This window comes from Bacteroides sp. OM05-10AA, assembly GCF_003439055.1.
Classification (GTDB): domain Bacteria; phylum Bacteroidota; class Bacteroidia; order Bacteroidales; family Bacteroidaceae; genus Bacteroides; species Bacteroides intestinigallinarum.
The window spans coordinates 62,410-86,703 of sequence record NZ_QSUR01000010.1 but is presented as its reverse complement, the minus strand read 5'-3'; the positions used below and the strand labels follow the sequence as shown (position 1 = coordinate 86,703).

Genomic DNA, 24,294 nt, shown 5'->3' with positions numbered 1-24,294 from the left:
CGATTTGTTTAATTGATGCTAATCGACCTGAAGCTGTTTATGAGTATGCGAATATACGTAGATAGTACTTATGCCTCCCCGGCATAGACAGGAAAGATTGCATAGTAGTTTTGTCGTGTTTTATTTTGTGTTTGTGTTGTGACGGTACTACGACGTGAGTCGTGGTACCGTTTTTTGGTACGCCCAGCATGGATGTTCTGTTTTATAAAATATTTAGCACTAATTCTTTTGTTATCCAAAATTATTTTGTAATTTTGTATCAAATGAATAAGATATGAGAGTAGTATCACATAAGAAATTGAAAGATTTCTACGAGACGAAAGGGTGTGAAGATTCACGTGTTGCTTTAGAACGTTGGTATGATATAGCGGAAAAAGCAGAATGGCGGAATTTGTCTGATATAAAAGCGGATTTTCTATCGACTGATTATGTGGGCAATCAACACTATGTTTTTAATATCAGAGGGAACAACTATTGGCTGGTAGTGGTTGTTAAATTTACGGTGGGATACATTTTTGTCCGTTGGGTGGGAACTCATAAAGAGTATGATAAAATAGATTGTTCAACTATATAATATAATAGATATGACTAAAATAACGAAAGAACAATACGAATTTGCATTGGCAAGAGTCGAAGAACTTCTGCCTTTGGTGGACGACAGCACTCCTGCAAATGACAAGAGCATGGTGGAGCTTTCTGTTATGTCTGATATAGTGATTGCGTATGAGAAGGAACATTTTCCTCTAGAAAAACCAACCGTAGCAGAATTGATAGAATTGTCCCTTGAAGAAAAGGGGATGACACAAAAACAGCTTGCCAGTGAAATAGGGGTTAGCCCTTCACGCGTGAATGATTATATTTCGGGTCGCTCGGAACCTACTTTAAAAATAGCTCGCTTGCTTTGCCGGGTACTCAATATACACCCCGCTGCCATGTTGGGATTTTGAAAAAATAGTCAAAACATAATTGTTAGTGAGATTTATTTGTTTAATGTACCTTTGAAGCAGAATACGTCAGTTCCCCAATCAATTTCCGGTAAGACGAATCCGGGAGCAAACAGCCCGAATACGGATGAGCCGGAGCCGCTCATGGATGCGTAGATTGCTCCTTGATGATAGAGTTCTTCTTTGATTTCTCCAATGACGGGATGTTGCGGGAATACACTTGCTTCGAAATCATTGATTAACGTATCCTTCCATTCTTGTACAGGACGCTGGATTGCCTCCCTAACCGGATATTTCGGACGATGGGGATGAATGTTTGAAAAGGCTTCCCGGGTGGAAACAAAAACATTCGGTTTTATAATCATGATTTGGTAGCCGTTTAATGAAAGTTCGACCGGGGAGAAGATGTTTCCAATTCCCTCGGCAAATATCGGTCTGTTTTTGATAAAGAAAGCGCAGTCTGCTCCCAAAGTGGCAGCGTATACTTCCAATTGTTCTTCGGATACTCCCAGCTGATAATGATCGTTGAGCAACTTTAGCATGAAAGCGGCATCCGATGATCCTCCTCCCAGTCCGGCTCCTGAAGGGATGTGCTTGTATAAGTGGATTTCGATAGGAGGGAGATGAAATTCCTTATCCATCAATAAATAGGCTTTTACTACCAGATTGTCTTCAGGGTTACCGGCTATTTCCATTCCATGTTGGTGGAGAGTGAATTTTCGGTCAGCGTTAGGGGAGGTACGGATTTCCAGTGCGTCTTCCAGAGCCACCGGATAGAAAACTGTTTCCAGATTGTGGTATCCGTCCGGGCGTTTTTCCGTGATGGAAAGTCCCAGGTTTATTTTGATATTGGGAAAAGCAATCATATTTCTATTTACTATTTTACTATTTACTATTTACAGTGCTTCACATTACAATTAATCATAGCTGGATAATGTGAATCGGGAGCAAAGTTACTAAAATCTTCATTTTTCCTTATTCATTCTTCGTGATTATATTCTATCTTTGTCGTCTCGACTGGAAGAATTCCGTGATAAATGTGATAATAGAGTCTGTCCAGTCGTAAAATAATAAATAGTAAATCGTAAAATAGTAAATATCTCGATGGCCGAACAGAAAAGAAATACCCGCAATTCAAAGTCTACTAAAATACAACCGGTAAATGATTATGGTCGTATTCAGCCGCAGGCGCCTGAACTGGAAGAAGCAGTTTTGGGAGCTTTAATGATTGAAAAGGACGCTTATTCATTGGTGAGTGAAATTCTTCGTCCCGAATCTTTTTACGAACGCCGGCATCAGTTGATTTATTCTGCTATCGTCGATCTTGCGGTGAACCAGAAACCGGTGGATATTCTGACTGTAAAGGAACAACTTAGTAAACGCGGAGACTTGGAAGAGGTGGGAGGCCCCTTCTATATTACTCAATTGAGTAGTAAGGTGGCTTCATCCGCACATATTGAATACCATGCCCGTATTATTGCACAGAAATCGCTGGCGCGTGAGCTGATAACGTTTACGAGCAATATTCAGAGTAAAGCGTTCGATGAAACGCTGGATGTGGACGACTTGATGCAGGAAGCGGAAGGTAAGCTTTTTGAGATCTCACAGCAGAATATGAAAAAAGATTATACGCAGATCAATCCGGTGATTGACGAAGCCTATAAACTAATTCAGAAAGCTGCGGCTCGAACCGATGGTTTGAGTGGTCTGGAGAGTGGTTTCACGAAACTTGATAAGATGACTTCGGGTTGGCAGAATTCCGACCTTATTATTATAGCTGCCCGTCCTGCTATGGGTAAGACTGCTTTCGTTCTTTCAATGGCTAAGAATATTGCGGTGGATTACCGGAACCCGGTGGCGTTGTTCTCTCTTGAAATGAGTAACGTTCAGTTGGTGAACCGTTTGATTGCGAATGTCTGCGAGATTCCGAGCGAGAAAATCAAAAGCGGGCAGTTGGCAAATTATGAATGGCAACAACTGGACTATAAACTGAAGAATCTGATGGATGCACCGCTTTACGTGGATGATACGCCGTCTCTGTCTGTGTTTGAACTTCGAACCAAAGCGCGCCGTCTGGTACGCGAACATGGGGTGCGAATCATCATCATTGACTACCTTCAGTTGATGAATGCGAGTGGGATGGCGTTTGGTAGCCGTCAGGAAGAGGTTAGTACCATTTCCCGTTCGTTGAAAGGATTGGCGAAGGAGTTGAGTATTCCGATTATCGCACTGTCACAGTTGAATCGTGGTGTGGAAAGTCGTGAAGGTATTGACGGTAAACGACCGCAGTTGAGTGACCTTCGTGAATCGGGAGCCATCGAGCAGGATGCCGATATGGTGTGCTTTATCCACCGTCCGGAATACTATAAGATATTTCAGGATGATCGTGGTAATGACTTGCGCGGTATGGCGGAAATTGTAATCGCCAAGCATCGTAACGGTGCGGTAGGCGAGGTGTTGCTCCGCTTTAAGGGTGAGTTTACCCGTTTCTCTAATCCGGAGGACGATATGGTGATCCCGATGCCGGGCGAGCCTGCAGGAGCTATGTTAGGATCGAAAATGAATACAGGTAATGCTGGTTCCATACCTCCTCCCGCACCTGATTTTGCACCGCAGACGGAGAATCCATTCGGAGCACCGGGAGATGGACCGTTACCATTTTAGTTAATAGTTGATAGTTGATAACTGATAGTGAAAATGCTCTGCGCAACATTTCTTCTATCTGTATGTTATTCCGCATGGTAACTATCAACTATAAACTTTTTTATCTAACCTTCTCGGTCAACCGAAAAATCTTATTAACTTTGCAAATCTTTTTGAGAAACAATAAAAAATTAAATATATGAATATCTCTTATAACTGGCTGAAAGAGTATGTCAACTTCGACCTGACGCCCGATGAAACGGCTGCTGCGTTGACGTCTATTGGCTTGGAAACAGGTGGTGTAGAAGAAGTGCAAACCATTAAAGGTGGTTTGGAAGGACTGGTGATCGGTGAAGTGCTGACCTGCACGGAACATCCTAATTCTGACCATTTGCATATTACTACTGTCAATCTGGGAGACGGTGAACCGGTACAGATTGTTTGTGGTGCCCCGAATGTGGCTGCCGGACAGAAAGTGGTGGTAGCTACTTTAGGTACAAAACTTTATGACGGTGACGAATGTTTTACCATCAAGAAATCAAAAATCCGTGGGGTGGAATCTACTGGTATGATTTGTGCTGAAGACGAAATCGGTATCGGTACGGATCATGCAGGTATTATCGTATTGCCGGAAAACGCTATTCCGGGTACGCTTGCCAAGGATTATTATAATATCAAGAGCGACTATGTGCTTGAAGTGGACATCACGCCTAACCGTGCGGATGCTTGCTCTCACTATGGGGTGGCTCGTGACTTGTATGCTTATCTGATTCAGAACGGCAAACAGGCTACTTTGCAACGTCCGTCGGTAGACGGCTTTAAAGTGGAAAACCATGACTTGAATATTGAAGTGAAGGTGGAAAACAGCGAAGCTTGTCCGCATTATGCCGGTGTTACGGTGAAAGGTGTCACTGTGAAGGAAAGCCCGGAATGGCTGCAAAACAAATTGCGTCTGATCGGGGTGCGTCCTATTAATAATGTAGTGGATATTACTAATTATATCGTTCATGCTTTCGGTCAGCCGTTGCATTGCTTCGATGCCGGAAAGATAAAAGGCAATGAAGTAATTGTAAAGACAATGCCGGAAGGAACCCCGTTCGTTACGCTGGATGAGGTGGAACGTAAATTGAACGAACGCGACCTGATGATTTGTAACAAGGAAGAGGCCATGTGTATTGCCGGTGTATTCGGCGGACTGGACTCCGGTTCTACGGAAGCTACGACAGATGTATTCATTGAAAGTGCTTATTTCCATCCTACATGGGTGCGTAAGACAGCCCGCCGTCATGGCTTGAATACGGATGCTTCTTTCCGTTTCGAACGCGGTATCGATCCGAACAGTGTGATATATTGCTTGAAACTGGCTGCTTTGATGGTTAAAGAACTGGCTGGCGGTACGATTTCTTCTGAAATAAAAGACGTGTTCACTACTCCTGCACCCGATTTTATAGTTGATCTGGCTTATGAGAAAGTACATTCTTTGGTAGGAAAAGTAATTCCGGTAGAGACAATCAAGAGCATTGTGACTAGTCTGGAAATGAAGATCACTAATGAAACGGCGGAAGGGCTGACATTAGCTGTTCCTCCTTATCGTGTAGACGTGCAGCGTGATTGTGACGTGATTGAAGATATTCTTCGTATCTACGGATATAATAATGTTGAAATCCCGACTACACTGAACTCCAGCCTGACTACCAAAGGTGAACATGATAAATCGAATAAATTGCAGAACTTGATTGCAGAGCAATTGGTGGGCTGCGGATTTAATGAGATCCTGAACAACTCATTGACGCGTGCTGCTTATTATGATGGTATGGAGACTTATCCGTCCAACCATCTAGTGATGTTATTGAATCCGTTGAGTGCGGATTTGAACGCTATGCGTCAGACTTTGCTGTTCGGTGGACTGGAAAGTATTGCTCATAATGCAAATCGTAAGAATGCTGATTTGAAGTTCTTCGAATTCGGTAATTGCTATCATTTCGATGCTGACAAGAAGAATGAAGAGAAGGTATTGGCTCCTTACTCGGAAGATTATCACTTGGGCTTGTGGGTAACCGGTAAGAAGGTTTCCAATTCATGGGCACATGCAGATGAGAACAGTTCGGTATATGAATTGAAGGCTTATGTAGAAAATATATTGAAGCGTCTGGGACTGGATTTGCACAATCTGGTTGTCGGTAATCTGACGGACGATATTTTTGCTGCCGCACTTTCTATCAATACGAAGGGTGGTAAGCGTCTTGCTTCCTTCGGTATCGTGACTAAGAAGCTGTTGAAAGCATTTGATATCGACAATGAAGTGTATTTTGCCGACTTGAACTGGAAGGAACTGATGAAAGCTATCCGTTCTGTGAAGATCAGCTACAAGGAAATCTCCAAGTTCCCTGCTGTGAAACGTGACTTGGCATTGTTGCTTGACAAGAATGTGCAGTTTGCCGAAATCGAAAAGATTGCTTACGAAACAGAGAAGAAGCTGCTGAAAGAAGTGGAACTCTTCGATGTGTACGAAGGTAAGAATCTGGAAGCAGGCAAGAAGTCGTATGCGGTGAGCTTCCTGCTTCAGGATGAGAGCCAGACTTTGAATGATAAGATGATTGATAAGATCATGTCGAAACTGGTGAAGAACTTGGAAGATAAGCTGGGTGCCAAACTTAGATAAACTTAAAATTTCAATCTAAAAATATAAACCAATGGGAAGAGCATTTGAATATAGAAAGGCCGCTAAACTGAAAAGATGGGGCCACATGGCTAAAACATTTACAAGACTGGGTAAACAAATCGCGATAGCTGTAAAGGCAGGCGGTCCGGAACCTGAAAATAACCCGACTTTGCGTTCGGTGATCGCTACTTGTAAGCGTGAAAATATGCCGAAGGATAATATTGAACGTGCTATCAAAAACGCAATGGGTAAAGACCAGAGCGACTACAAGAGCATGACTTACGAAGGATACGGTCCTCACGGTATTGCTGTATTTGTGGATACGCTGACAGATAACACAACCCGTACGGTGGCTGACGTTCGTTCGGTATTTAATAAGTTTGGCGGTAATCTCGGTACAATGGGATCTCTCGCGTTCCTGTTCGACCACAAATGTGTATTCACTTTCAAGAAGAAAGACGGATTGGATATGGAAGAACTGATTCTGGATCTGATCGATTATGATGTGGAAGATGAATACGAAGAGGATGATGAAGAAGGAACAATCACTATCTATGGTAATCCCAAGAGCTATGCCGCTATTCAGAAACACCTGGAGGAGTGTGGCTTTGAAGATGTCGGTGGAGACTTCACTTATATCCCGAACGACATGAAAGAGGTGACTCCGGAACAGCGCGAAACATTGGATAAGATGATCGAACGTTTGGAAGAATTTGACGACGTGCAGACTGTTTATACCAATATGCAGCCGGAAGAGGGAGAGGAAGAATAAGACAAGGTTATGGAATATGTGTATAGAACCCAGGGAACTTGCAGCACCAACATCGAACTGAATGTGGAAGATGGAGTGGTGAAAGAAGTTGCTTTCTGGGGAGGATGTAATGGTAACCTTCAAGGTATTTCCCGCCTTGTGAGAGGAATGAAGGTAGCGGATGTTATTGCAAAACTTGAAGGAGTGCATTGTGGTGGCAGACCGACTTCATGTCCTGACCAATTGTGTCGTGCATTACATGAGATGGGATATTAATCGACTTCTTTTATTTTTGTAAAATTTGATATTTTTCAAGACCTTCGGCAATTTATTTTGTCGAGGGTCTTTTTTTGCGGGAATCCATAGAGGGGGAGTATCCGGGTGTTGTTTACTTACTTGTCGGTATTTTGAACTAAAATTGACCTTCACTCGTTATTTATAAGTATATTTGTAAGGTTAAAACTATTATGCAAAAATGAAGAATATTTTTCAAGACTTAAAACGCAAAGATCATAAACGCTATCTGGGTGGACTGGATGTTTTTAAATATATTGGTCCGGGGCTTCTGGTTACGGTAGGATTTATTGATCCGGGAAACTGGGCTTCTAACTTCGCCGCCGGTTCCGAATTTGGCTATTCCTTACTTTGGGTGGTTACATTGTCCACTATTATGCTGATTGTACTTCAGCACAATGTTGCCCATCTGGGGATCGTTACTGGGCTTTGCCTTTCGGAGGCGGCCACTAAATACACTCCCAAATGGGTGTCGCGACCTATTCTTGGTACGGCGGTATTGGCGTCGATTTCTACTTCTTTAGCGGAAATTCTGGGAGGTGCCATTGCGTTGGAAATGCTCTTTGATATTCCTATTATATGGGGAGCTGTGTTGACTACGCTTTTTGTCTCTATCATGCTTTTCACTAATTCGTATAAAAAGATAGAGCGTTCCATCATTGCATTTGTCTCCGTTATCGGGCTTTCGTTTATCTACGAACTGTTTCTGGTGGAAATAGACTGGCCGGCTGCGACAGCAGGGTGGGTGACTCCTTCTTTTCCGAAAGGAAGTATGCTGATTATCATGAGTGTGTTGGGAGCGGTAGTGATGCCTCATAATCTGTTTCTTCATTCGGAGGTGATTCAGAGTCACGAATATAATAAGAAAGATGATGCTTCTATTAAGAAGGTCTTGAAATATGAGTTGTTTGATACTCTTTTCTCAATGATTGTCGGCTGGGCGATTAACAGTGCCATGATTCTTCTGGCTGCCGCTACTTTCTTTAAAAGCGGTATTCAGGTAGAGGAACTGCAACAGGCTAAGTCATTGCTCGAACCTTTGTTGGGAAGTAATGCTGCCATCGTATTTGCACTGGCATTGCTGATGGCGGGTATTTCATCCACCATTACGAGCGGAATGGCGGCAGGTTCCATCTTTGCGGGTATTTTCGGTGAATCGTATCATATCAAAGACAGCCATTCGCAGGTAGGAGTCCTTTTATCTCTGGGAATTGCCTTATTGCTGATTTTCTTTATTGGAGATCCTTTCAAAGGATTGATTATTTCGCAGATGATACTTAGTATTCAATTACCTTTCACGGTATTTTTGCAGGTGGGACTGACGTCTTCCCGAAAGGTGATGGGAGATTATGTCAACAGTCGTTGGAGCACGTTTGTGTTGTATTCGATTGCCATTATTGTTTCGGTACTGAATATCATGCTTTTGTTTTCATAAAATGAATATAAATCAATACATATAGATCGATGAAGATTATTACTTATAATGTGAACGGACTACGTGCCGCCGTATCTAAAGGTTTGCCGGAATGGCTGGCGCAGGAGAATCCTGATATTCTTTGTCTGCAAGAGACGAAACTGCAACCGGACCAGTATCCGGGAGAGGTGTTTGAAGCGTTGGGTTACAAGTCTTATTTGTATTCGGCGCAGAAGAAAGGATACAGTGGAGTGGCCATACTTACCAAGCAGGAACCGGACCATGTGGAATATGGGATGGGAATGGAGGCTTATGATAATGAAGGACGTTTTATCCGGGCGGATTTCGGAGACTTATCGGTGGTCAGTGTTTATCACCCTTCGGGAACGAGCGGGGACGAACGACAGGCTTTTAAAATGGTGTGGCTGGAAGATTTTCAAAAGTATGTGATGGAGTTGCAGAAGTCCCGTCCCAATTTGATTCTTTGTGGCGATTATAATATCTGCCATGAGCCGATCGACATTCATGATCCTGTCCGGAATGCAACAAACAGTGGTTTCCTTCCTGAAGAGCGGGAGTGGATGACACGTTTCCTGTCTGCGGGGTATGTTGATTCTTTCCGTACGCTTTGTCCCGAAAAACAGGAATATACCTGGTGGAGCTATCGTTTTAATTCGCGTGCCAAAAATAAGGGTTGGAGAATTGACTATTGCATGGTTAGTGAGCCGGTACGCCCGCTGTTGAAACGTGCGTATATCCTGAATGAGGCCGTACATTCCGATCATTGTCCGATGGCGTTGGAAATATTATAGGATAGTAATACTTAATTTACGGGTGTCTCCTCCGTCGCGAAATTCGCAGAGGTAGACACCTTGCCATGTTCCCAGGTTCAGGCGGTGATTCTTGATGGGGATAGTGACCGAACTTCCTATCAGGGAGGCTTTTATATGGGCGCTCATATCGTCGGGGCCTTCGAGGGTATGGATGAAATAGGGGGCACCGTCGGGAACCAGTTTATTAAAGAATGTCTGGAAGTCATGCCGTACGTCCGGGTCTGCATTTTCGTTGATAGTTAGTCCGGCAGAGGTGTGTTTGATAAAGATTACCAGCAGGCCACTTTCGGGAAGTGCTGGTAGTTGTGAAATGATATCACGCGTGATTAAATGAAATCCACGCGGGTAATGAGGGAGTTGAATATCGAATGTTGTAGCCATTGTTTTATCTCTTAGAATTTGGAGGGTGGATTCAGGTCCACATAGGGGTCGTTGATAGCTGACGCCATCATTGCATTGACGGCAATTCCTGCATCCTCTTTATAATTTCTTCTCTTGTTCCATTCACGTACATCTTTGAGAGTGACATCACGTTTCTTTCTGTTTTGGGGAAAACCACTTTTTCTTTTCCTGTCAGCATATTCATCCTTTCTGGCTGCGCTTATCATAGCTTGGATGGCAATGGCTGTCGATTCTTTATATGAAATAGTTTTGTTCATATTTTCTTTTTTTTGATTTTAATCTTTACGCCCTATCTGATGCAAAGATACTTTTTTATATTTTTGTGCGAAATAAAAATGCAAAATAGTTTATGGAAGATAGAATACAGAAAGCAGTGGAGCTTTTTAAGAGCGGATACAACTGTTCACAGTCGGTAGTAGCGGCCTTTGCGGATATGTATGGATTTACACAGGAACAGGCGTTGCGTATGGGTGCTTCCTTTGGCGGGGGGATAGGACGAATGCGTGAAACGTGTGGAGCTGCCTGCGGCATGTTTTTGGTGGCGGGCTTGGAAACCGGCGCTACGGAAGCGACAGACCGGGAAGGAAAAGCTGCCAATTATGCGGTGGTGCAAGAACTGGCAGCTGAATTTAAGAAGCGTAACGGCTCGCTGATTTGTGGCGAATTGTTGGGATTAAAGAAAAAAGATCCCGTTTCAACGATTCCGGAAGAGCGTACTGCTCAATATTATAGCAAGCGTCCTTGCGCTAAAATGGTGGAAGAAGCGGCAAGAATTTGGTCTGAATATCTCGAAAAGCATCCTAAATGAAAGAAAAAATGCTTTTTTATTACAAAAACGATAAAAAAGTGCTCAATAAAGTGTTATATAACATAAAAATAACTATCTTTGTCCCCGAAATAAAATCTGAAAGTCTTTTTGACCGGATGATTTTAAGCATGTCTAACTAAAATTGCAAAGCAAATGTTGAAAGAAAAAGCTGGTGTAATTGCAGGTACTATCTGGAATACACTGAACGAAACAGAAGGAATGACTGCCAAGCAGCTTAAAAAAGCAACTAAATTGGTTGACAAAGATCTGTTCCTCGGCCTTGGCTGGTTATTGAGAGAAGACAAAGTCTCTGTGGAAGAAGTTGAAGGTGAACTCTTCATCAAATTGATCTAAGCGAGTAACTCACTTAAGCAATAAAAAAATGCGTTGGTACATAATCATAATGTTATCAACGCATTTTTTTTTATTCCACCATTTACGTATCTTTGCACACCAAAAAGATAAAATAATAAGAATTCAGAATGAAGAATATTCGCAACTTTTGCATTATTGCTCATATTGACCACGGTAAGTCAACGTTGGCCGACCGTCTGTTGGAGTTTACTAACACCATTCAGGTGACTTCAGGGCAGATGCTTGATAATATGGATCTGGAAAAAGAAAGAGGGATCACTATCAAGAGCCATGCGATCCAGATGGAATATACTTATCAGGGGGAGAAGTATGTCCTTAACCTGATTGATACTCCGGGACACGTGGACTTTTCGTATGAGGTGTCACGTTCTATCGCTGCATGTGAAGGGGCATTGCTGATTGTCGATGCTTCGCAGGGAGTGCAGGCGCAGACGATCTCGAATCTGTATATGGCCATTGAACACGACCTTGAGATTATTCCGGTTATCAATAAATGCGATATGGCGAGCGCCAATCCCGAAGAAGTGGAGGACGAAATCGTTGAACTGTTGGGTTGCAAGCGCGAGGAGGTAATCCGTGCATCCGGTAAAACGGGTATGGGAGTGGAAGAGATACTGGCTGCTGTGATTGAACGTATTCCTCATCCCGAAGGGAATGAAGAGGCGCCGTTGCAGGCTTTGATTTTCGACTCTGTATTCAACTCTTTCCGTGGAATTATAGCTTATTTCAAGATTGAAAACGGCACGATTCGCAAGGGCGACAAGGTGAAGTTTTTCAATACGGGAAAAGAGTATGATGCCGATGAAATAGGGGTGTTGAAAATGGATATGGTGCCTCGTAACGAACTTCGTACGGGGGATGTAGGATATATAATTTCCGGTATCAAAACTTCCAAAGAGGTGAAGGTGGGAGATACCATTACACATATTGCCCGTCCGTGTGACAAGGCTATTGCCGGGTTTGAGGAGGTGAAGCCGATGGTGTTTGCCGGAGTGTACCCGATTGAGGCGGAAGATTTCGAAGATCTTCGCGCGTCTTTGGAAAAGTTGCAGCTGAATGATGCGTCGTTGACTTTCCAGCCGGAGTCTTCATTGGCTTTGGGTTTTGGTTTCCGTTGCGGTTTCCTCGGATTGCTCCACATGGAGATTGTGCAGGAGCGCTTGGATCGTGAGTTTGATATGAATGTGATTACTACGGTACCGAACGTGTCCTACCATATATATGATAAGCAGGGCAATATGAAGGAGGTGCACAACCCCGGTGGTATGCCCGACCCGACGATGATTGACCATATCGAGGAACCGTATATCAAGGCGTCTATTATTACCACTACCGATTATATCGGTCCTATTATGACGCTTTGTCTGGGTAAACGCGGTGAATTGATTAAACAGGAATATATCTCCGGTAACCGGGTGGAAATCTATTACAATATGCCTTTGGGAGAAATTGTGATTGACTTTTATGATAAGTTGAAGAGTATTTCTAAAGGGTATGCGTCGTTTGATTATCATCCGAATGGTTTCCGTACTTCGAAGCTGGTGAAGCTGGATATTTTGTTGAACGGTGAGCCTGTGGATGCACTTTCTACTTTGACACATATTGACAATGCTTACGATATGGGACGCCGGATGTGTGAGAAGCTGAAAGAGCTTATTCCGCGCCAGCAGTTTGATATTGCCATTCAGGCAGCTATCGGGGCTAAGATTATTTCCCGTGAAACGATTAAGGCTGTTCGTAAGGATGTGACAGCGAAGTGTTATGGTGGTGACGTGAGCCGTAAACGTAAACTGCTTGAAAAGCAGAAAAAAGGTAAAAAACGAATGAAACAAATCGGTAACGTGGAAGTGCCGCAAAAAGCCTTCCTCGCCGTACTGAAGCTGGATTAAAAATACTGCCGCAAGCAATTTTTCAGAGATATGTTCTGAACAAATTGACTTGCGGTTAGTTTTTAATACACCAGGTGATTGCCTTCTGTCTGCAGAGCTTTCCTTGGCAATTACTTTTTAGCAACAAACAACTATAAATATGAGAAAAGTTCTGTCTTTTTCGGGCTTCCTGATGTTGGGGCTCGTGGTTTCGCAATTCCTGCCGATGATGGCAGGAGATGGGTATGGAGCTGTTAAATCCATATCGAATGTACTACTCTATGTATGTCTTAGTTTTATAATGATTAATGTAGGCCGTGAGTTCGTCCTTGATAAAACGCGGTGGAAAAGTTACGCTCAAGATTATTTTATAGCCATGGCTACGGCTGCTTTACCATGGTTTATGATTGCCATTTATTATGTGTTTATTTTGCTTCCGCCCGAGTTTTGGAATAGTTGGGAAGCATGGAAGGAGAATTTATTGTTAAGCCGTTTTGCTGCACCTACATCAGCCGGTATTCTGTTTACGATGCTGGCGGCTATCGGACTGAAGTCCAGTTGGATTTATAAGAAAATACAGGTATTGGCAATTTTCGATGACTTGGATACGATTCTTTTAATGATTCCTCTTCAGATTATGATGATCGGGCTGCGCTGGCAGTTGATTATTGTGGTGGTGATTGTGTTCTTGTTGTTGTCGATTGGCTGGCAAAGATTGAATAAGTATGATTGGCGTCAGGACTGGAAGGCTATCCTCTTTTATTCAGTGATTATATTTCTGGCTACTCAAATACTGTATCTGGGGAGTAAAGAATTGTATGGGGACGAGGGAAGTATTCATATTGAAGTCCTGTTGCCGGCATTTGTTCTGGGTATGATTATGAAACATAAGGAACATGACACACCTGTAGAACGAAAGGTATCTACCGGGATTTCATTTTTCTTCATGTTCCTGGTGGGAATGAGCATGCCGCATTTTATCGGAGTGAACTTTGCGGAGACTCATGCAGGTTCTTATTCTGTAACGGGATCACAGGAGATGATGTCGTGGGGAATGATTATGTTTCATGTGGTGATTGTCTCTTTATTGTCGAATATAGGAAAGCTTTGTCCGATGTTCTTCTATCGTGACCGGAAATTAAGTGAGCGACTGGCTCTTTCCATCGGTATGTTTACCCGTGGTGAGGTAGGGGCCGGAATCATTTTCATTGCATTGGGGTATAATTTGGGTGGTCCGGCATTGGTTATTTCAGTGCTTACTCTGGTATTGAATCTGATTCTGACGGGTATCTTCGTTCTTTGGGTGAAGAATTTGGCTTTGCGGAGTTATGCGGATTGATGTGATATGGAAATGTTATAGAGCATTTTCTGTTTAGTGTCGAGGTGTGTCGAAACACTTTCTCTAATTTTTTAGGCACGGATTATACAAATTGCACGGATAAGTTTATTTTCTTTCCGTGTTTATCGTGTAATCCGTGCCTAAATAATATCAGTTAGTAATCTGTCAAATCGTCCTCTACGTCAATAGGGAGAATCTTTTGGCTTTCTTCATGTGGCAACTGTTCCACTTGCCGCAGTTTGCGTTCGATGGCACGTGTTCGTTTTCCCATGACTTCTTCGAGTTGGTCACCGGCGCTTTGCAGGTTCTTTTGTACTTTTTCAAGTAATCCTCCGAATTTACTGAATTCTGTTTTGACAGCTCCCAATACGGTCCAGACTTCTCCGGTACGTTTTTGGATAGCCAGTGTGCGGAATCCCATCTGAAGACTGTTGAGGATGGCGCCTAATGTTGTCGGTCCCGTAACTACAATCTTATACTCTTTTTGGAGTGTTTCGATGAGACTGGTACGTCGGATTACTTCGGCATATATGCTTTCAAATGGTAGGAACATGATGGCAAAATCTGTGGTAAAAGGCGGGTCTACATATTTATCATGGATGTCTTTTGCCATCTTTTTGATTGTATTTTCCAATTGCTTGCCGGACGATTCCATCAATGCTGTGTCTCCCGCTTCGAATGCATCGTAATATTGTTCGTATACATCTTTCGGAAATTTGGCGTCGATGGGGAGGTAGACGGTGCTGTTGGCATCATCTTTTCCCGGAAGTTTGATGGCAAATTCCACAAATTCGGTTCCGCTCTTTTTTGTTTTGACATTGGCGTCATACTGTTCGGGGCTCATCATTTGTTCTAAGAGTGCACCCAGTTGGACTTCGCCGAACGTTCCTCTCATCTTTACGTTGCTCAATACCTTTTTTAGTCCGCCGACATCTTGGGCGAGAGATTTCATTTCTCCCAGTCCTTTTTGTACGTTCTCAAGTTGTGAACGGACGATTTCGAATGATTGGCCGATACGTTCATTCAGGGTTTTCTGGAGCTTTTCTTCTACCATCAGGCGCATATCATCCAGTCGTTTCTCGGTGGATTTCAGTAATGCTTCCTGCTGGCGGGCCATCATGTCGAATTTCTGTCGTTGCAGTTCTCCGGTGGTCATCATATTCTTGTGCAGAACATCTTGGAGCTGTTGCATATTCTGGTTCAGCGTTTGCGTCATTTCCATGCGAAGTTCCCGGATGCTGCGGTTCAGTTCTTCCCGGTTTTCCTGCATTTGCTGACGCAAGGCTATTTGTAATTGTTCTGCTTGAGTTTGATTGTTGCCTTTGGTTAGTGATAATACAAGTAGGACTATCACTAACACGGCAATAACAATAAGTAGAATCAGTTCCATCAATATGTCAGAATTTCGTTTCCGGTTTCAGTTATCAGAATCATATTTTCCCATTGGGCGGAAGGCAGTCCGTCGTCGGTGCAGACGGTCCATCCGTCGGCATCGTCTACAAACACTTCGTAGGTTCCCATATTAATCATGGGTTCGATGGTGAAGGTCATGCCCGGAACGATCATCATGCCTGTGCCCCGGCGTCCGAAATGTTCTACGTCCGGTTCTTCATGGAATTGCATCCCTACACCATGTCCGCAGAGATCACGGACTACGCTGAATCCGTTCTTTTCTGCATGTTCCTGGATGGCGGCGCCTACATCACCCAGCTGTTTCCAGGGTTGTGCGGCAGCAATTCCTATTTCCATACATTCTTTGGTTACCTGTACTAACTTTTGCATATCGGGATTGACGTCTCCAATCATAAACATACGGGATGCATCGGAAAAATATCCTTTGTAGATGGTGGAAACGTCCACATTGATAATATCTCCGCTTTTCAGAATCTCATTTTTATTGGGTATTCCGTGGCACACTACATCGTTGATGCTGGTGCAAACGCTTTTGGGAAATCCTTCGTAGTTGAGTGGGGCAGGGATGGCACCGTGACTGGTAGTGAAATCATACACTAGTACATCAATTTCTTCGGTGGACATGCCTTCCCGGATATTCTCTGAAATATAGTCCAGCAGTGCAGTATTGATTTTGGCACTTTCCCGGATACCTTCCAGTTGCTCGGGAGTACGGAGTACTTTGCGCGGTGGAAGTTTATAACCTTGCTTTCTGTATTTCTGTATTTTTGCTTCTACTTCTGCCGGATAATTAGAGGGGGTAAACCGGAATCCCTTGATAAAGTTCTTCATTATTATAGCATATTTAATCGTATGACAAAGGTACGAGAATAAATGGAAAATATGCTTTCTTGTTTTCTAAAACTTTTCGATTCCTGATTGTCGGCACGGGTTACCATTCGTATGAAACACTAATTTGAGGTATCCATTCCCATCTTTTGCGGAGGACATTGTATTGGTATTGTACCCCTGTTTTAATTTTCCAGTTTTTATTTATTTTGAGAACAACATTACTACCCAATTGGGTGGGTTCCACTTCGGAAGGGAGGCCCCGGTGTTTTCGGGTATCAAGGTTTTGTACGCCATATATGTTGAGAGACCATTTGGGAGATAAATTATATTCTATTTGGCTTTGGATATGAAAGCAACTGGAATTTTCTGCAAAGTTACTTTTACTGTGCAATACAAGATTCTTGTTTATTCTTAACCAGGAGTAAGTGGGTAAAAAGGTGGAACCCGGTTTTAGGAATGTCTGATAAGTGTGAATGGAAGGTTTTGAAAAAATCATGGAAGATTTTAAAGTCGGTAGTGTGGGATCAAAATCTACGAATGGTTTTCGAGAGTACATGTTTTGCTCTACTTTTTCGATAAACTTTCTATTTATCTTGATCTCCTGACCGGATTCCAATATTTGCTGAAGTCTCAATGAATCCTGTTTGTTCCATTCTTGTCCTGTTGCGGCTAAGGGAAACAATAATAGGCAAAAAATATTGATTTGATATTTTCGAATGTCCATACACTGTGCTAGTAAAGTTTATTGTATGGACGGTGGAAAACAGGAAATGCTGCTCTAAACGATTAGTGACTGGTAATAATTTCACATAATATGAGAATACTTTTCTTTTATTTATGATAGTTTTTTAGCTTTGAAAACCGGTTGTATCTTCTGAATTTCCGATTCAAAACCAAACCAGTAACCATGTCCTTCTTCATCGGTGGGAAGGAAACATAATCGTAGATTCTCGCGATATGCTCCGTATTCTATTTCCCAGCTTTCAGGTGGTAGCTGTCTTTTTGTTCTTACTTTTTCTGCCGGATCTTTTTTTAATGACATACCTGCTTCTATCCATGCAATGCTGACTTGTGTCAGGTAGTCGGGATAATGATTCTTGCAGAAGTCATAGAGGATTAATCCTCTTTTTTCCAAGCTAAGAGGGGTGTCAATCACATCTGTTTGAACTAAATGATCGAGTAACTCATGTATAAAATGAGGGTTTTCGAGAATGAGTATCCGTGTGATGCTTCGCCAAGTTGGGGTATTATAAAAACCGTCTAACAGACGGGACAGATAATGCGCTGTCTGTAGTTCATCTACGGTGATTTCACGAGTTTGAAGAACTTCGTATGGAGGGAGTGGAGAGTACTGTATGCCTAATTCGTCCGCTCTTCTTTTCATTTCGGTGCCCGGAAGTAATTTGAGGGATTCCAGTTGGATTTCTCCTGCGCCATACTCTGCTAAAGTACGGACATCATCGAAAATTTCTGATAGATGGTAGAGTGGGAGCCCTGCTATTAAGTCGGCATGAGTTTCCATGTTTTCAAGTGAACATAGATACTTGAGTCCGGCCAGAGCATCGGAGAGTTTTCCTATTCTCCGGCTTTGTTCAAGCACGTTTTCCCGAAGGCTTTGGATTCCGGCTTCCAGGTGCAGCAGTCCTTTAGGAAGGGTGGCTAATTCCTGTTTGAGTTCATCGGAAAGGAGTGCAGGATGAATTTCCAGATGAAAACAGATATCCGGGTATTCGCGGAATAGATTTAATAGCTCTTTTGCCCGTTTGTTATTGTAATTGAACGTGCGGTCCAGTACCCTCACATTCTTGATTCCGTGTTGGTGTATCACGTCAAGACGTTTCCGGGTTGCTTCAAGAGATAGGGTGCGGACCGGTTTTTCACCTCCACTGACACAAAAGGCACAGGTGTTAAAACATCCGCGGGTAGTTTCTAATTGCACAAAGGGCTTGCTCCAATTGAAGAAACGGCTCTCTTCAGGAGGGACTAATTCGGAAAAGTTCATGACACGGGCGAGCCCGTTGTCCTGGTATTTTTCCGATTCATCCAGATAGCAGAGTCCTGTGATTGATTTCCATTCTTTTCTTTGCTGATTCCACACTTTTAACCATAAAGGAAATACTTCTTCGCCTTCTCCGCGAAACACTCCGCTTACAAATTTGTTCTTATATAAGAAAGCTTCATTATCTCCTAAAAACTCGGGACCTCCGAGTATAACACAGCAGTGAGGTAGTAACGCTTTTGCGCGTGAAACGATGTGCAGGAGTTGCTCGTGATTAAATAGCCAGTTGGTAGCTGCAATGATGTCCGGTTGATGGCGGTAGATTTGATTGACAACACTACCGGTATTTTCATTGATAGTGGCGGAGACTGTACACCATTCAATGTCTGTATTATTTGCTATCTGGGCATGTAAGGCTGGCAATGCCAGCGAAGAATGAGCGTACGAACTATTTAAATCAAGCCAAAGAAGTTTCATGTGGAAAATTTAATATTATCTTTGCAAAGTTACTACAAAAAAGTGAAATGCGGAAAGATATAGTGATAGAATTGAGTTACAAGGGTTTTGGTTGAAGTGGCGATAATCCGTGAAGCCATTACAATCCCTGCCGAAGCCAAATCCTGACGCCGCTACGTTACTTGTTCGTAACCATGCCCGAAAATGCGACAAACGGGTACGAATAGCGAAACAAGGCTCTAAGGAATAGTGAGTTATCCATAACTCATGCGAAAAATCAGGTTACGGAAAAAGATTGCGCCGTTCCTCCCCGTTTTGCGTACCAACACCGGACTCTTCACCAACTAATTTTGAAACCCAAAAATTAAGGACAATGAAGAGTACATTTTCAGTAATCTACTACCTCAAGCGTCAGGTAGTGAAAAAGGACGGGACAGTTCCCGTCATGGGACGCATCACGGTGGACGGCAGCCAGACACAGTTCAGCTGCAAACTGACTGTCGATCCGAAACTGTGGGACACCAAAGGTGGACGTGTCACGGGCAGAAGCACGGCGGCACTCGAAACGAACCGTATGCTTGACAAGATGCGGGTACGCATCAACAGGCATTATCAGGAAATCATGGAGCGTGACAACTTCGTCACGGCGGAGAAGGTGAAGAACGCCTTTCTCGGACTGGAACACCGCTACCACACGCTGATGCAGGTGTTCCGCCAGCACAACGAGGACTACGAGAAGCAGGTGGAGGCAGGCATGAAAGCCAAAGGCACGCTGCTGAAGTACCGCACCGTTTACAAGCACATGCAAGAGTTCCTCGACATCCGCTACCATGTGAAGGACATCGCCCTAAAAGAGCTTACCCCGGCTTTCATCTCCGACTTCGAGATGTTCCTGCGCACGGACAAGCACTGCTGCACCAATACCGTGTGGCTGTACGTCTGCCCGTTACGGACGATGGTATTCATCGCCATCAACAACGAGTGGCTGACGCGCGACCCGTTCCGCGAGTATGAAATCAAGAAGGAGGAAACAACACGCAGTTTCCTGACCAAAGATGAGATCCGCCTGCTGATGGAGGGGAAACTGAAAAACGCCAAACAGGAATTGTACCGCGACCTCTACCTGTTCTGCGCCTTCACGGGGCTGTCGTTCGCGGATATGCGCAACCTTACGGAAGAGAATATCCGCACCTACTTCGACGAACACGAGTGGATAAACATCAACCGCCAGAAAACGGGCGTGGTGTCCAACATCCGCCTGCTCGACATCGCCAACCGCATAATCGGCAAATACCGGGGACTGTGCGGGGACGGCAGGATATTTCCCGTTCCGCATTATAACACGTGCCTTGCCGGTATCCGTGCCGTCGCCAAGCGTTGCGGCATCACCAAGCATATCACGTGGCATCAGAGCCGCCACACGGCAGCCACGACGATATTCCTCTCCAACGGTGTTCCCATCGAAACGGTCAGCTCCATGCTCGGACACAAGAGCATAAAGACGACGCAGATTTACGCAAAGATAACCAAAGAGAAGCTCAATCAGGACATGGAGAACCTTGCCGCAAGATTGAACGGCGTCGAGGAATTTGCAGGTTGCACCATCTAAAAAGAAAAGCCATGAAACGTGACACAATCATCATCGAGGACAAGGCAGTCAGCGTAACCGGTAACGACGTGTGGATGACCGCCACCGAAATAGCCGGATTGTTCCATACGACCGTCCCGGCAGTGAACGCCGCCATCAGAGCCGTCCGCAAGTCGGACGTGCTGAACGACTACGAGGTGTGCCGCTACATGCAGCTTGAAAACGGGCTGCACGCGGACGTGTACGCCCTTGAAATCATCATCCCGGTCGCTTTCAGGGTGAATACCTACAACACCCACCTGTTCCGCACATGGCTGGTGGGAAAGGCACTCTCACAAGAGAAACGGCAGACATACGTGATGTTCATACAGAACGGAAAAGCCGGGTATTGCTGATTGCACATACCCCATAAGACAAGTAAACGGGTAGCACCACAAAAGGTGTCACCCGTTTACTTTTTCATGAAACCGCCTCACTCCAGCGGCTTGCGGTAGTTCGCTTCCAGTACCCCGCGCAGCCCCGTTTCCGGGTAAAGCACCTTCCCTCCCAAAAGTATGAAGGGCAACACGCGGTTGTTGCGGTATTCCTGCAAGGTGCGCCGGCTCACACGGAGCAGTTCCGACACCTCGCCGTCCGTCAGGTAACGTTCCCCGTCCAGCGGAGGACGGTAGCTTTCCAGAAATGCGGACAGCCATTTCGAGCCTTTGCGCATATCCTGCACCACAGAGGCTATCGGCTCGTCTTCCATCGTAAAAACATCGTTGTTCTCGTTCATCATAACTTCGGATTCAGTGGGTGAATAAATCAAATCATCTGCCGTGCGGATAGAGCGTGCCGACAAGCGGTATCAGCCGCTTCACCTCCTCTGGCTTGTAATAGAACCTGCGGTTTATCTGCGAGTAGCCGATAAGCCGCCTGTCACGCAGCGTCTGCAACGTGCGCGGGCTTATTCTCAACTGCCCGCAGACCTCCTCGCCCGTGAGCCATCTTTCCATGCGCCCCGTGTCGCTTTTGCGCCTCAGGGCGGCGACCTTCTCCGAGAGTGCGCCGAATGCCGCCACCATCATCTCGAAAGTCTTTTTCTCGATAGATACTATTTCCATATTCATGTCATTTAGAGTTTGCCGCAAAGGTAACGAAACGGCATACAAGACGTATCGTTTTCCGCTGAAAGGCTGCCTGTTGCGCCGTTTGACCGGGTTACGGAGCCATCTTCCGCAAAAATCTTACGTGAGTCACGTAGTGAGTTGTTAAAGCCCCTTTTGTTTATTGCCGAATTTTGTCGCAGAAACAAAAAGAAAGGACTGAACATGAAAGTGATAACAATGGAAAGTTCCGCCTACAAGGAGATGATGGCGCAGATTGCGAACATCGCAGGGTACATCCGCGAGGCAAGGGACGAGAAGAAACGGAAGCGGGAAACCGAAGACAAGCTGCTTGACACGGCACAGGCGGCGAAGATGCTCAACGTGAGCAAGCGCACCATGCAGCGTATGCGCACCGACCACCGTATCGAGTATGTGGTGGTACGCGGAAGCTGCCGCTACCGCCTTTCCGAGATACTGCGGCTATTGGAGGACAACACAGTAAGGAACGAGGAAGGGACAATAGACACCCTGTTCCACAACCACACGCTGCGCACGGGCGGCAAACCAAAAGGAAGGAGGACATAGGTCATGGAACTGCTCACACGAAACAACTTCGAGGGCTGGATGCAGAAGCTGATGGAACGGCTCGACCGTCAGGACGAACTGCTGCTGGCGATGAAGGCTGAGGGGAAACAGCCCACTATCACGGAAAGCATCCGCCTTTTCGACAATCAGGATTTGTGCATGTTGCTCCAGATAAGCAAACGCACCCTCCAACGCTACCGCAGCGTAGGCGCATTGCCCTACAAGACGCTGGGCAAGAAGACCTATTACAGCGAGGAGGACGTGCTGACATTCCTTTCCAACCATATCAAGGACTTCAAAAAGGAAGATATAGCCTTCTACAAGGCTCGTATCCATAATTTCTTTCATAAATAACCCATTAAAACATTTTTCAGATGGCAAAGAAAAAAGACGAAAAGGACGTGCTGGTAGTCCGTGACGAGAAGACAGGCGAGATCAGCGTGGTAGCCGGGCTGAACGCGGACGGCACACCCAAGCGCACCCCCGCAAAAGCGGAGAACGCGCAGAGTTTCCTGCAATTCGACCGACATGGCGACGTGCTGGACAACTTCTTCAAGAACTTCTTCCGGCAGTGCAAGGAACCCAGCCGCTTCGGTTTCTACCGCATTGCGGCAGACCAAGCTGAAAATCTCTTAGAGGTGATGAAGCAACTGCTGAAAGACCCCGAAGCGAACAAGGAGCTGCTCGCCCCTCACAAGGTGGACACCTCCGACTATGAGAAGAAGGTGCAGGAAGAGATGGCAGCACAACAGACAGAGAAACAAGAACCTCAAAAACAGGAGAACATGGAACAACGGAAAGAACAGCAACAGGACAAATCCGAACAGATGCAGGGCAAACGTGGCTACCAGCCCATCGACGAGAGTAAAATCAACTGGCAGGAGCTGGAGGACAGATGGGGCGTAAAGCGGGACAACCTTGAAAAGTCCGGCGACCTTACGAAGATGCTCAACTATGGCAAGTCCGACTTGGTAAAGGTCAAACCGACCTTCGGCGGCGAATCATTCGAGCTGGACGCCCGCCTCTCCTTCAAGAAGGACGGTGAGGGAAACATCAGCCTCGTGCCGCACTTCATCCGCAAGGAGCAGAAGCTGGATGAGTACAAGGAACACAAATTCTCCGACAATGACCGGAAGAACCTCCGCGAAACGGGCAATCTCGGTAGGGTCGTGGACATTGTGGACAGGGAAACGGGCGAGATCATCCCCTCCTACATCAGCATCGACCGCAAGACGAATGAAATCACGGACATTCCGGCAAGCAGGGTGCGCATCCCGGAGCGCATCGGCAAGACGGAAATCACCACGCAGGAGCGGGACATGCTCCGCGCCGGACTGCCCGTACGCGACAAGCTCATCGAGCGCAACGACGGCAGAAAGTTCGTCACCACCCTGCAAGTGAACGTGGAGCAGCGCGGCGTGGAGTTCGTGCCGGGAACCGGCAAGTCGCCCCGTACCGCACAGACACAGGAAACCAAAGGCGACACATCGAAAAGTCAGGCGCAGGGCGGGGAAAATGCCGCACAGACCAAGAAGGAGCAACGCCGCAACACGTGGACGAACGAGGACGGCAGCATCCGCCCCATCAGCAAATGGAGCGGCGTGAGCTTCACCGACCAGCAGAAAGCCGACTATGTGGCGGGTAAAGCCGTGAAGCTGGAGAACGTGACCGACAAGCAGGGCTTCCATGCCACGATGTATATCAAGTTCAACCCGGAGAAGGGACGCCCGTACCGCTACGACACGAACCCTGACAATGCACAGCAGGTTGCTCCGTCCAACGAGAGCCGCACGCAGGTGGCGGTGAACAACGATGGCAAGACCAACGAGGCTACAAAGAATCTGAGAGAGCCGTTGCAGAAAGGTCAGACCAACCCGAAGGACGCCCGCCAGCAACAGCAGCAGGAGAAGCCGCAGAAGAAAACGGGCAAGGGCATGAAAATGTAATCCCGTGTCCGCCACTGAATCCAAAATAAAATCCAAAGTATCAACAAAAAAGAAG

The 24,294-nt window shown here is 45.2% G+C and carries 26 protein-coding genes; 17 read left to right on the top strand and 9 right to left on the bottom strand.

Features of this window, described 5'->3' with window-relative positions; genetic code table 11:
- Positions 1-274: 274 nt before the first annotated feature.
- Positions 275-574, top strand: a complete 300-nt coding sequence (locus tag DXB58_RS09835) for a type II toxin-antitoxin system HigB family toxin (protein WP_122136663.1) — start codon at positions 275-277, stop codon at positions 572-574.
- 10 nt (positions 575-584) lie between these two features.
- The gene (locus DXB58_RS09830) at positions 585-947 is read left to right on the top strand and encodes a type II toxin-antitoxin system HigA family antitoxin (protein ID WP_122136662.1); all 363 of its coding nucleotides are present in this window, start codon (positions 585-587) and stop codon (positions 945-947) included.
- Between the two features lie 32 nt (positions 948-979).
- Here the strand turns inward: DXB58_RS09830 and ispE are convergent, their stop codons facing one another.
- Complete coding sequence (gene ispE / locus DXB58_RS09825) at positions 980-1,810, bottom strand: 4-(cytidine 5'-diphospho)-2-C-methyl-D-erythritol kinase (RefSeq protein ID WP_004317955.1); 831 nt, start codon at positions 1,808-1,810, stop codon at positions 980-982.
- A gap of 238 nt (positions 1,811-2,048) precedes the next feature.
- Here ispE and dnaB point away from each other — a divergent pair, with 238 nt between their 5' ends.
- The 6 genes from dnaB to DXB58_RS09795 all read left to right on the top strand — a co-directional run bounded on the left by dnaB (position 2,049) and on the right by DXB58_RS09795 (position 9,520).
- The gene (dnaB, locus tag DXB58_RS09820) at positions 2,049-3,608 is read left to right on the top strand and encodes a replicative DNA helicase (protein WP_004295592.1); all 1,560 of its coding nucleotides are present in this window, start codon (positions 2,049-2,051) and stop codon (positions 3,606-3,608) included.
- A gap of 178 nt (positions 3,609-3,786) precedes the next feature.
- On the top strand, positions 3,787-6,249 hold the full coding sequence (gene pheT, locus DXB58_RS09815) for a phenylalanine--tRNA ligase subunit beta (RefSeq protein ID WP_118029673.1): 2,463 nt from the start codon (positions 3,787-3,789) through the stop codon (positions 6,247-6,249).
- Positions 6,250-6,280: 31 nt separating this feature from the next.
- Entirely contained in the window at positions 6,281-7,021 is a 741-nt protein-coding gene (locus tag DXB58_RS09810) for a YebC/PmpR family DNA-binding transcriptional regulator (protein WP_004317957.1), read from the top strand.
- A gap of 9 nt (positions 7,022-7,030) precedes the next feature.
- On the top strand, positions 7,031-7,276 hold the full coding sequence (locus tag DXB58_RS09805; RefSeq protein ID WP_004295596.1) for a TIGR03905 family TSCPD domain-containing protein: 246 nt from the start codon (positions 7,031-7,033) through the stop codon (positions 7,274-7,276).
- 199 nt (positions 7,277-7,475) lie between these two features.
- On the top strand, positions 7,476-8,729 hold the full coding sequence (locus DXB58_RS09800; protein WP_004295597.1) for an Nramp family divalent metal transporter: 1,254 nt from the start codon (positions 7,476-7,478) through the stop codon (positions 8,727-8,729).
- Positions 8,730-8,758: 29 nt separating this feature from the next.
- Positions 8,759-9,520, top strand: coding sequence for an exodeoxyribonuclease III (locus tag DXB58_RS09795; protein WP_004303567.1), 762 nt, complete (start codon positions 8,759-8,761; stop codon positions 9,518-9,520).
- On the opposite strand, the gene DXB58_RS09790 is transcribed toward DXB58_RS09795, so the two are convergent.
- Positions 9,515-9,922 carry a secondary thiamine-phosphate synthase enzyme YjbQ gene (locus tag DXB58_RS09790; RefSeq protein WP_004303566.1) on the bottom strand — a complete coding sequence of 136 codons (408 nt, stop codon included), beginning with the start codon at positions 9,920-9,922 and terminating at the stop codon, positions 9,515-9,517. The two genes, DXB58_RS09795 and DXB58_RS09790, sit on opposite strands and share 6 nt — an antisense overlap.
- 11 nt (positions 9,923-9,933) lie before the next feature.
- Positions 9,934-10,200 (bottom strand): hypothetical protein, encoded by a 267-nt coding sequence (locus tag DXB58_RS09785; protein ID WP_004295600.1) that lies wholly within the window; start codon positions 10,198-10,200, stop codon positions 9,934-9,936.
- Between the two features lie 92 nt (positions 10,201-10,292).
- On the opposite strand from DXB58_RS09785, the gene DXB58_RS09780 reads away from it, so the two are divergent.
- From DXB58_RS09780 to DXB58_RS09765, 4 genes are all read left to right on the top strand, one after another.
- A complete protein-coding gene (locus DXB58_RS09780; RefSeq protein WP_004295601.1) occupies positions 10,293-10,751 on the top strand; it encodes a C-GCAxxG-C-C family protein in 459 nt (152 codons plus the stop codon).
- A gap of 153 nt (positions 10,752-10,904) precedes the next feature.
- The gene (locus DXB58_RS09775) at positions 10,905-11,105 is read left to right on the top strand and encodes a winged helix-turn-helix domain-containing protein (RefSeq protein ID WP_120069922.1); all 201 of its coding nucleotides are present in this window, start codon (positions 10,905-10,907) and stop codon (positions 11,103-11,105) included.
- Positions 11,106-11,233: 128 nt separating this feature from the next.
- On the top strand, positions 11,234-13,015 hold the full coding sequence (gene lepA / locus DXB58_RS09770) for a translation elongation factor 4 (RefSeq protein WP_004325757.1): 1,782 nt from the start codon (positions 11,234-11,236) through the stop codon (positions 13,013-13,015).
- A gap of 139 nt (positions 13,016-13,154) precedes the next feature.
- Complete coding sequence (locus tag DXB58_RS09765) at positions 13,155-14,333, top strand: hypothetical protein (protein WP_008648161.1); 1,179 nt, start codon at positions 13,155-13,157, stop codon at positions 14,331-14,333.
- Between the two features lie 154 nt (positions 14,334-14,487).
- Here DXB58_RS09765 and DXB58_RS09760 read toward each other — a convergent pair whose 3' ends face one another.
- The 4 genes from DXB58_RS09760 to DXB58_RS09745 form a co-directional block, all read right to left on the bottom strand.
- A complete protein-coding gene (locus tag DXB58_RS09760; RefSeq protein ID WP_122136661.1) occupies positions 14,488-15,723 on the bottom strand; it encodes a DNA recombination protein RmuC in 1,236 nt (411 codons plus the stop codon).
- Entirely contained in the window at positions 15,723-16,577 is an 855-nt protein-coding gene (map, locus tag DXB58_RS09755; protein ID WP_004295607.1) for a type I methionyl aminopeptidase, read from the bottom strand. The genes DXB58_RS09760 and map overlap by 1 nt, the downstream gene beginning before the upstream one ends.
- 100 nt (positions 16,578-16,677) lie before the next feature.
- The gene (locus tag DXB58_RS09750) at positions 16,678-17,301 is read right to left on the bottom strand and encodes a DUF4858 domain-containing protein (RefSeq protein WP_122136660.1); all 624 of its coding nucleotides are present in this window, start codon (positions 17,299-17,301) and stop codon (positions 16,678-16,680) included.
- 111 nt (positions 17,302-17,412) lie between these two features.
- The gene (locus tag DXB58_RS09745) at positions 17,413-19,053 is read right to left on the bottom strand and encodes a B12-binding domain-containing radical SAM protein (protein ID WP_122136659.1); all 1,641 of its coding nucleotides are present in this window, start codon (positions 19,051-19,053) and stop codon (positions 17,413-17,415) included.
- 352 nt (positions 19,054-19,405) lie between these two features.
- Here DXB58_RS09745 and DXB58_RS09735 point away from each other — a divergent pair, with 352 nt between their 5' ends.
- Together DXB58_RS09735 and DXB58_RS09730 are read left to right on the top strand one after the other, a co-directional pair.
- Positions 19,406-20,641 carry a site-specific integrase gene (locus DXB58_RS09735; RefSeq protein WP_004291422.1) on the top strand — a complete coding sequence of 412 codons (1,236 nt, stop codon included), beginning with the start codon at positions 19,406-19,408 and terminating at the stop codon, positions 20,639-20,641.
- An 11-nt stretch (positions 20,642-20,652) separates the two neighbouring features.
- Entirely contained in the window at positions 20,653-21,015 is a 363-nt protein-coding gene (locus DXB58_RS09730; RefSeq protein WP_004291423.1) for a hypothetical protein, read from the top strand.
- 77 nt (positions 21,016-21,092) lie between these two features.
- Here the strand turns inward: DXB58_RS09730 and DXB58_RS09725 are convergent, their stop codons facing one another.
- Together DXB58_RS09725 and DXB58_RS09720 are read right to left on the bottom strand one after the other, a co-directional pair.
- A complete protein-coding gene (locus tag DXB58_RS09725) occupies positions 21,093-21,398 on the bottom strand; it encodes a helix-turn-helix domain-containing protein (RefSeq protein ID WP_004291424.1) in 306 nt (101 codons plus the stop codon).
- Positions 21,399-21,429: 31 nt separating this feature from the next.
- A complete protein-coding gene (locus DXB58_RS09720; protein ID WP_004291426.1) occupies positions 21,430-21,729 on the bottom strand; it encodes a helix-turn-helix domain-containing protein in 300 nt (99 codons plus the stop codon).
- Between the two features lie 201 nt (positions 21,730-21,930).
- Between DXB58_RS09720 and DXB58_RS09710 the strand changes: the two genes are divergently transcribed.
- From DXB58_RS09710 to DXB58_RS09700, 3 genes are read left to right on the top strand one after another with little or no spacing between them, the layout of a single operon-like run.
- Positions 21,931-22,293: a helix-turn-helix domain-containing protein gene (locus DXB58_RS09710; protein WP_004304264.1), complete on the top strand. Its 363-nt coding sequence runs from the start codon at positions 21,931-21,933 to the stop codon at positions 22,291-22,293.
- A gap of 3 nt (positions 22,294-22,296) precedes the next feature.
- Complete coding sequence (locus tag DXB58_RS09705; protein ID WP_004291454.1) at positions 22,297-22,647, top strand: helix-turn-helix domain-containing protein; 351 nt, start codon at positions 22,297-22,299, stop codon at positions 22,645-22,647.
- Between the two features lie 20 nt (positions 22,648-22,667).
- Positions 22,668-24,239: a DUF3945 domain-containing protein gene (locus tag DXB58_RS09700; RefSeq protein WP_004291455.1), complete on the top strand. Its 1,572-nt coding sequence runs from the start codon at positions 22,668-22,670 to the stop codon at positions 24,237-24,239.
- The last annotated feature ends 55 nt before the right edge of the window (positions 24,240-24,294 follow it).

What these genes read in the sequence shown, in the direction of transcription:
- DXB58_RS09700 (WP_004291455.1), top strand. Translation starts at nt 22,668, where the DNA reads ATGGCAAAGAAAAAAGACGAAAAGGACGTGCTGGTAGTCCGTGACGAG.
- DXB58_RS09805 (WP_004295596.1), top strand. Translation starts at nt 7,031, where the DNA reads ATGGAATATGTGTATAGAACCCAGGGAACTTGCAGCACCAACATCGAA.
- DXB58_RS09785 (WP_004295600.1), bottom strand. Translation starts at nt 10,200, where the DNA reads ATGAACAAAACTATTTCATATAAAGAATCGACAGCCATTGCCATCCAA.
- DXB58_RS09750 (WP_122136660.1), bottom strand. Translation starts at nt 17,301, where the DNA reads ATGGACATTCGAAAATATCAAATCAATATTTTTTGCCTATTATTGTTT.
- map (WP_004295607.1), bottom strand. Translation starts at nt 16,577, where the DNA reads ATGAAGAACTTTATCAAGGGATTCCGGTTTACCCCCTCTAATTATCCG.
- DXB58_RS09720 (WP_004291426.1), bottom strand. Translation starts at nt 21,729, where the DNA reads ATGAATATGGAAATAGTATCTATCGAGAAAAAGACTTTCGAGATGATG.
- DXB58_RS09775 (WP_120069922.1), top strand. Translation starts at nt 10,905, where the DNA reads ATGTTGAAAGAAAAAGCTGGTGTAATTGCAGGTACTATCTGGAATACA.
- DXB58_RS09705 (WP_004291454.1), top strand. Translation starts at nt 22,297, where the DNA reads ATGGAACTGCTCACACGAAACAACTTCGAGGGCTGGATGCAGAAGCTG.
- dnaB (WP_004295592.1), top strand. Translation starts at nt 2,049, where the DNA reads ATGGCCGAACAGAAAAGAAATACCCGCAATTCAAAGTCTACTAAAATA.
- ispE (WP_004317955.1), bottom strand. Translation starts at nt 1,810, where the DNA reads ATGATTGCTTTTCCCAATATCAAAATAAACCTGGGACTTTCCATCACG.
- DXB58_RS09780 (WP_004295601.1), top strand. Translation starts at nt 10,293, where the DNA reads ATGGAAGATAGAATACAGAAAGCAGTGGAGCTTTTTAAGAGCGGATAC.
- DXB58_RS09710 (WP_004304264.1), top strand. Translation starts at nt 21,931, where the DNA reads ATGAAAGTGATAACAATGGAAAGTTCCGCCTACAAGGAGATGATGGCG.
- DXB58_RS09735 (WP_004291422.1), top strand. Translation starts at nt 19,406, where the DNA reads ATGAAGAGTACATTTTCAGTAATCTACTACCTCAAGCGTCAGGTAGTG.
- DXB58_RS09835 (WP_122136663.1), top strand. Translation starts at nt 275, where the DNA reads ATGAGAGTAGTATCACATAAGAAATTGAAAGATTTCTACGAGACGAAA.
- DXB58_RS09730 (WP_004291423.1), top strand. Translation starts at nt 20,653, where the DNA reads ATGAAACGTGACACAATCATCATCGAGGACAAGGCAGTCAGCGTAACC.
- DXB58_RS09830 (WP_122136662.1), top strand. Translation starts at nt 585, where the DNA reads ATGACTAAAATAACGAAAGAACAATACGAATTTGCATTGGCAAGAGTC.
- DXB58_RS09765 (WP_008648161.1), top strand. Translation starts at nt 13,155, where the DNA reads ATGAGAAAAGTTCTGTCTTTTTCGGGCTTCCTGATGTTGGGGCTCGTG.
- DXB58_RS09800 (WP_004295597.1), top strand. Translation starts at nt 7,476, where the DNA reads ATGAAGAATATTTTTCAAGACTTAAAACGCAAAGATCATAAACGCTAT.
- DXB58_RS09760 (WP_122136661.1), bottom strand. Translation starts at nt 15,723, where the DNA reads ATGGAACTGATTCTACTTATTGTTATTGCCGTGTTAGTGATAGTCCTA.
- DXB58_RS09795 (WP_004303567.1), top strand. Translation starts at nt 8,759, where the DNA reads ATGAAGATTATTACTTATAATGTGAACGGACTACGTGCCGCCGTATCT.
- DXB58_RS09745 (WP_122136659.1), bottom strand. Translation starts at nt 19,053, where the DNA reads ATGAAACTTCTTTGGCTTGATTTAAATAGTTCGTACGCTCATTCTTCG.
- lepA (WP_004325757.1), top strand. Translation starts at nt 11,234, where the DNA reads ATGAAGAATATTCGCAACTTTTGCATTATTGCTCATATTGACCACGGT.
- DXB58_RS09810 (WP_004317957.1), top strand. Translation starts at nt 6,281, where the DNA reads ATGGGAAGAGCATTTGAATATAGAAAGGCCGCTAAACTGAAAAGATGG.
- DXB58_RS09790 (WP_004303566.1), bottom strand. Translation starts at nt 9,922, where the DNA reads ATGGCTACAACATTCGATATTCAACTCCCTCATTACCCGCGTGGATTT.
- DXB58_RS09725 (WP_004291424.1), bottom strand. Translation starts at nt 21,398, where the DNA reads ATGATGAACGAGAACAACGATGTTTTTACGATGGAAGACGAGCCGATA.
- pheT (WP_118029673.1), top strand. Translation starts at nt 3,787, where the DNA reads ATGAATATCTCTTATAACTGGCTGAAAGAGTATGTCAACTTCGACCTG.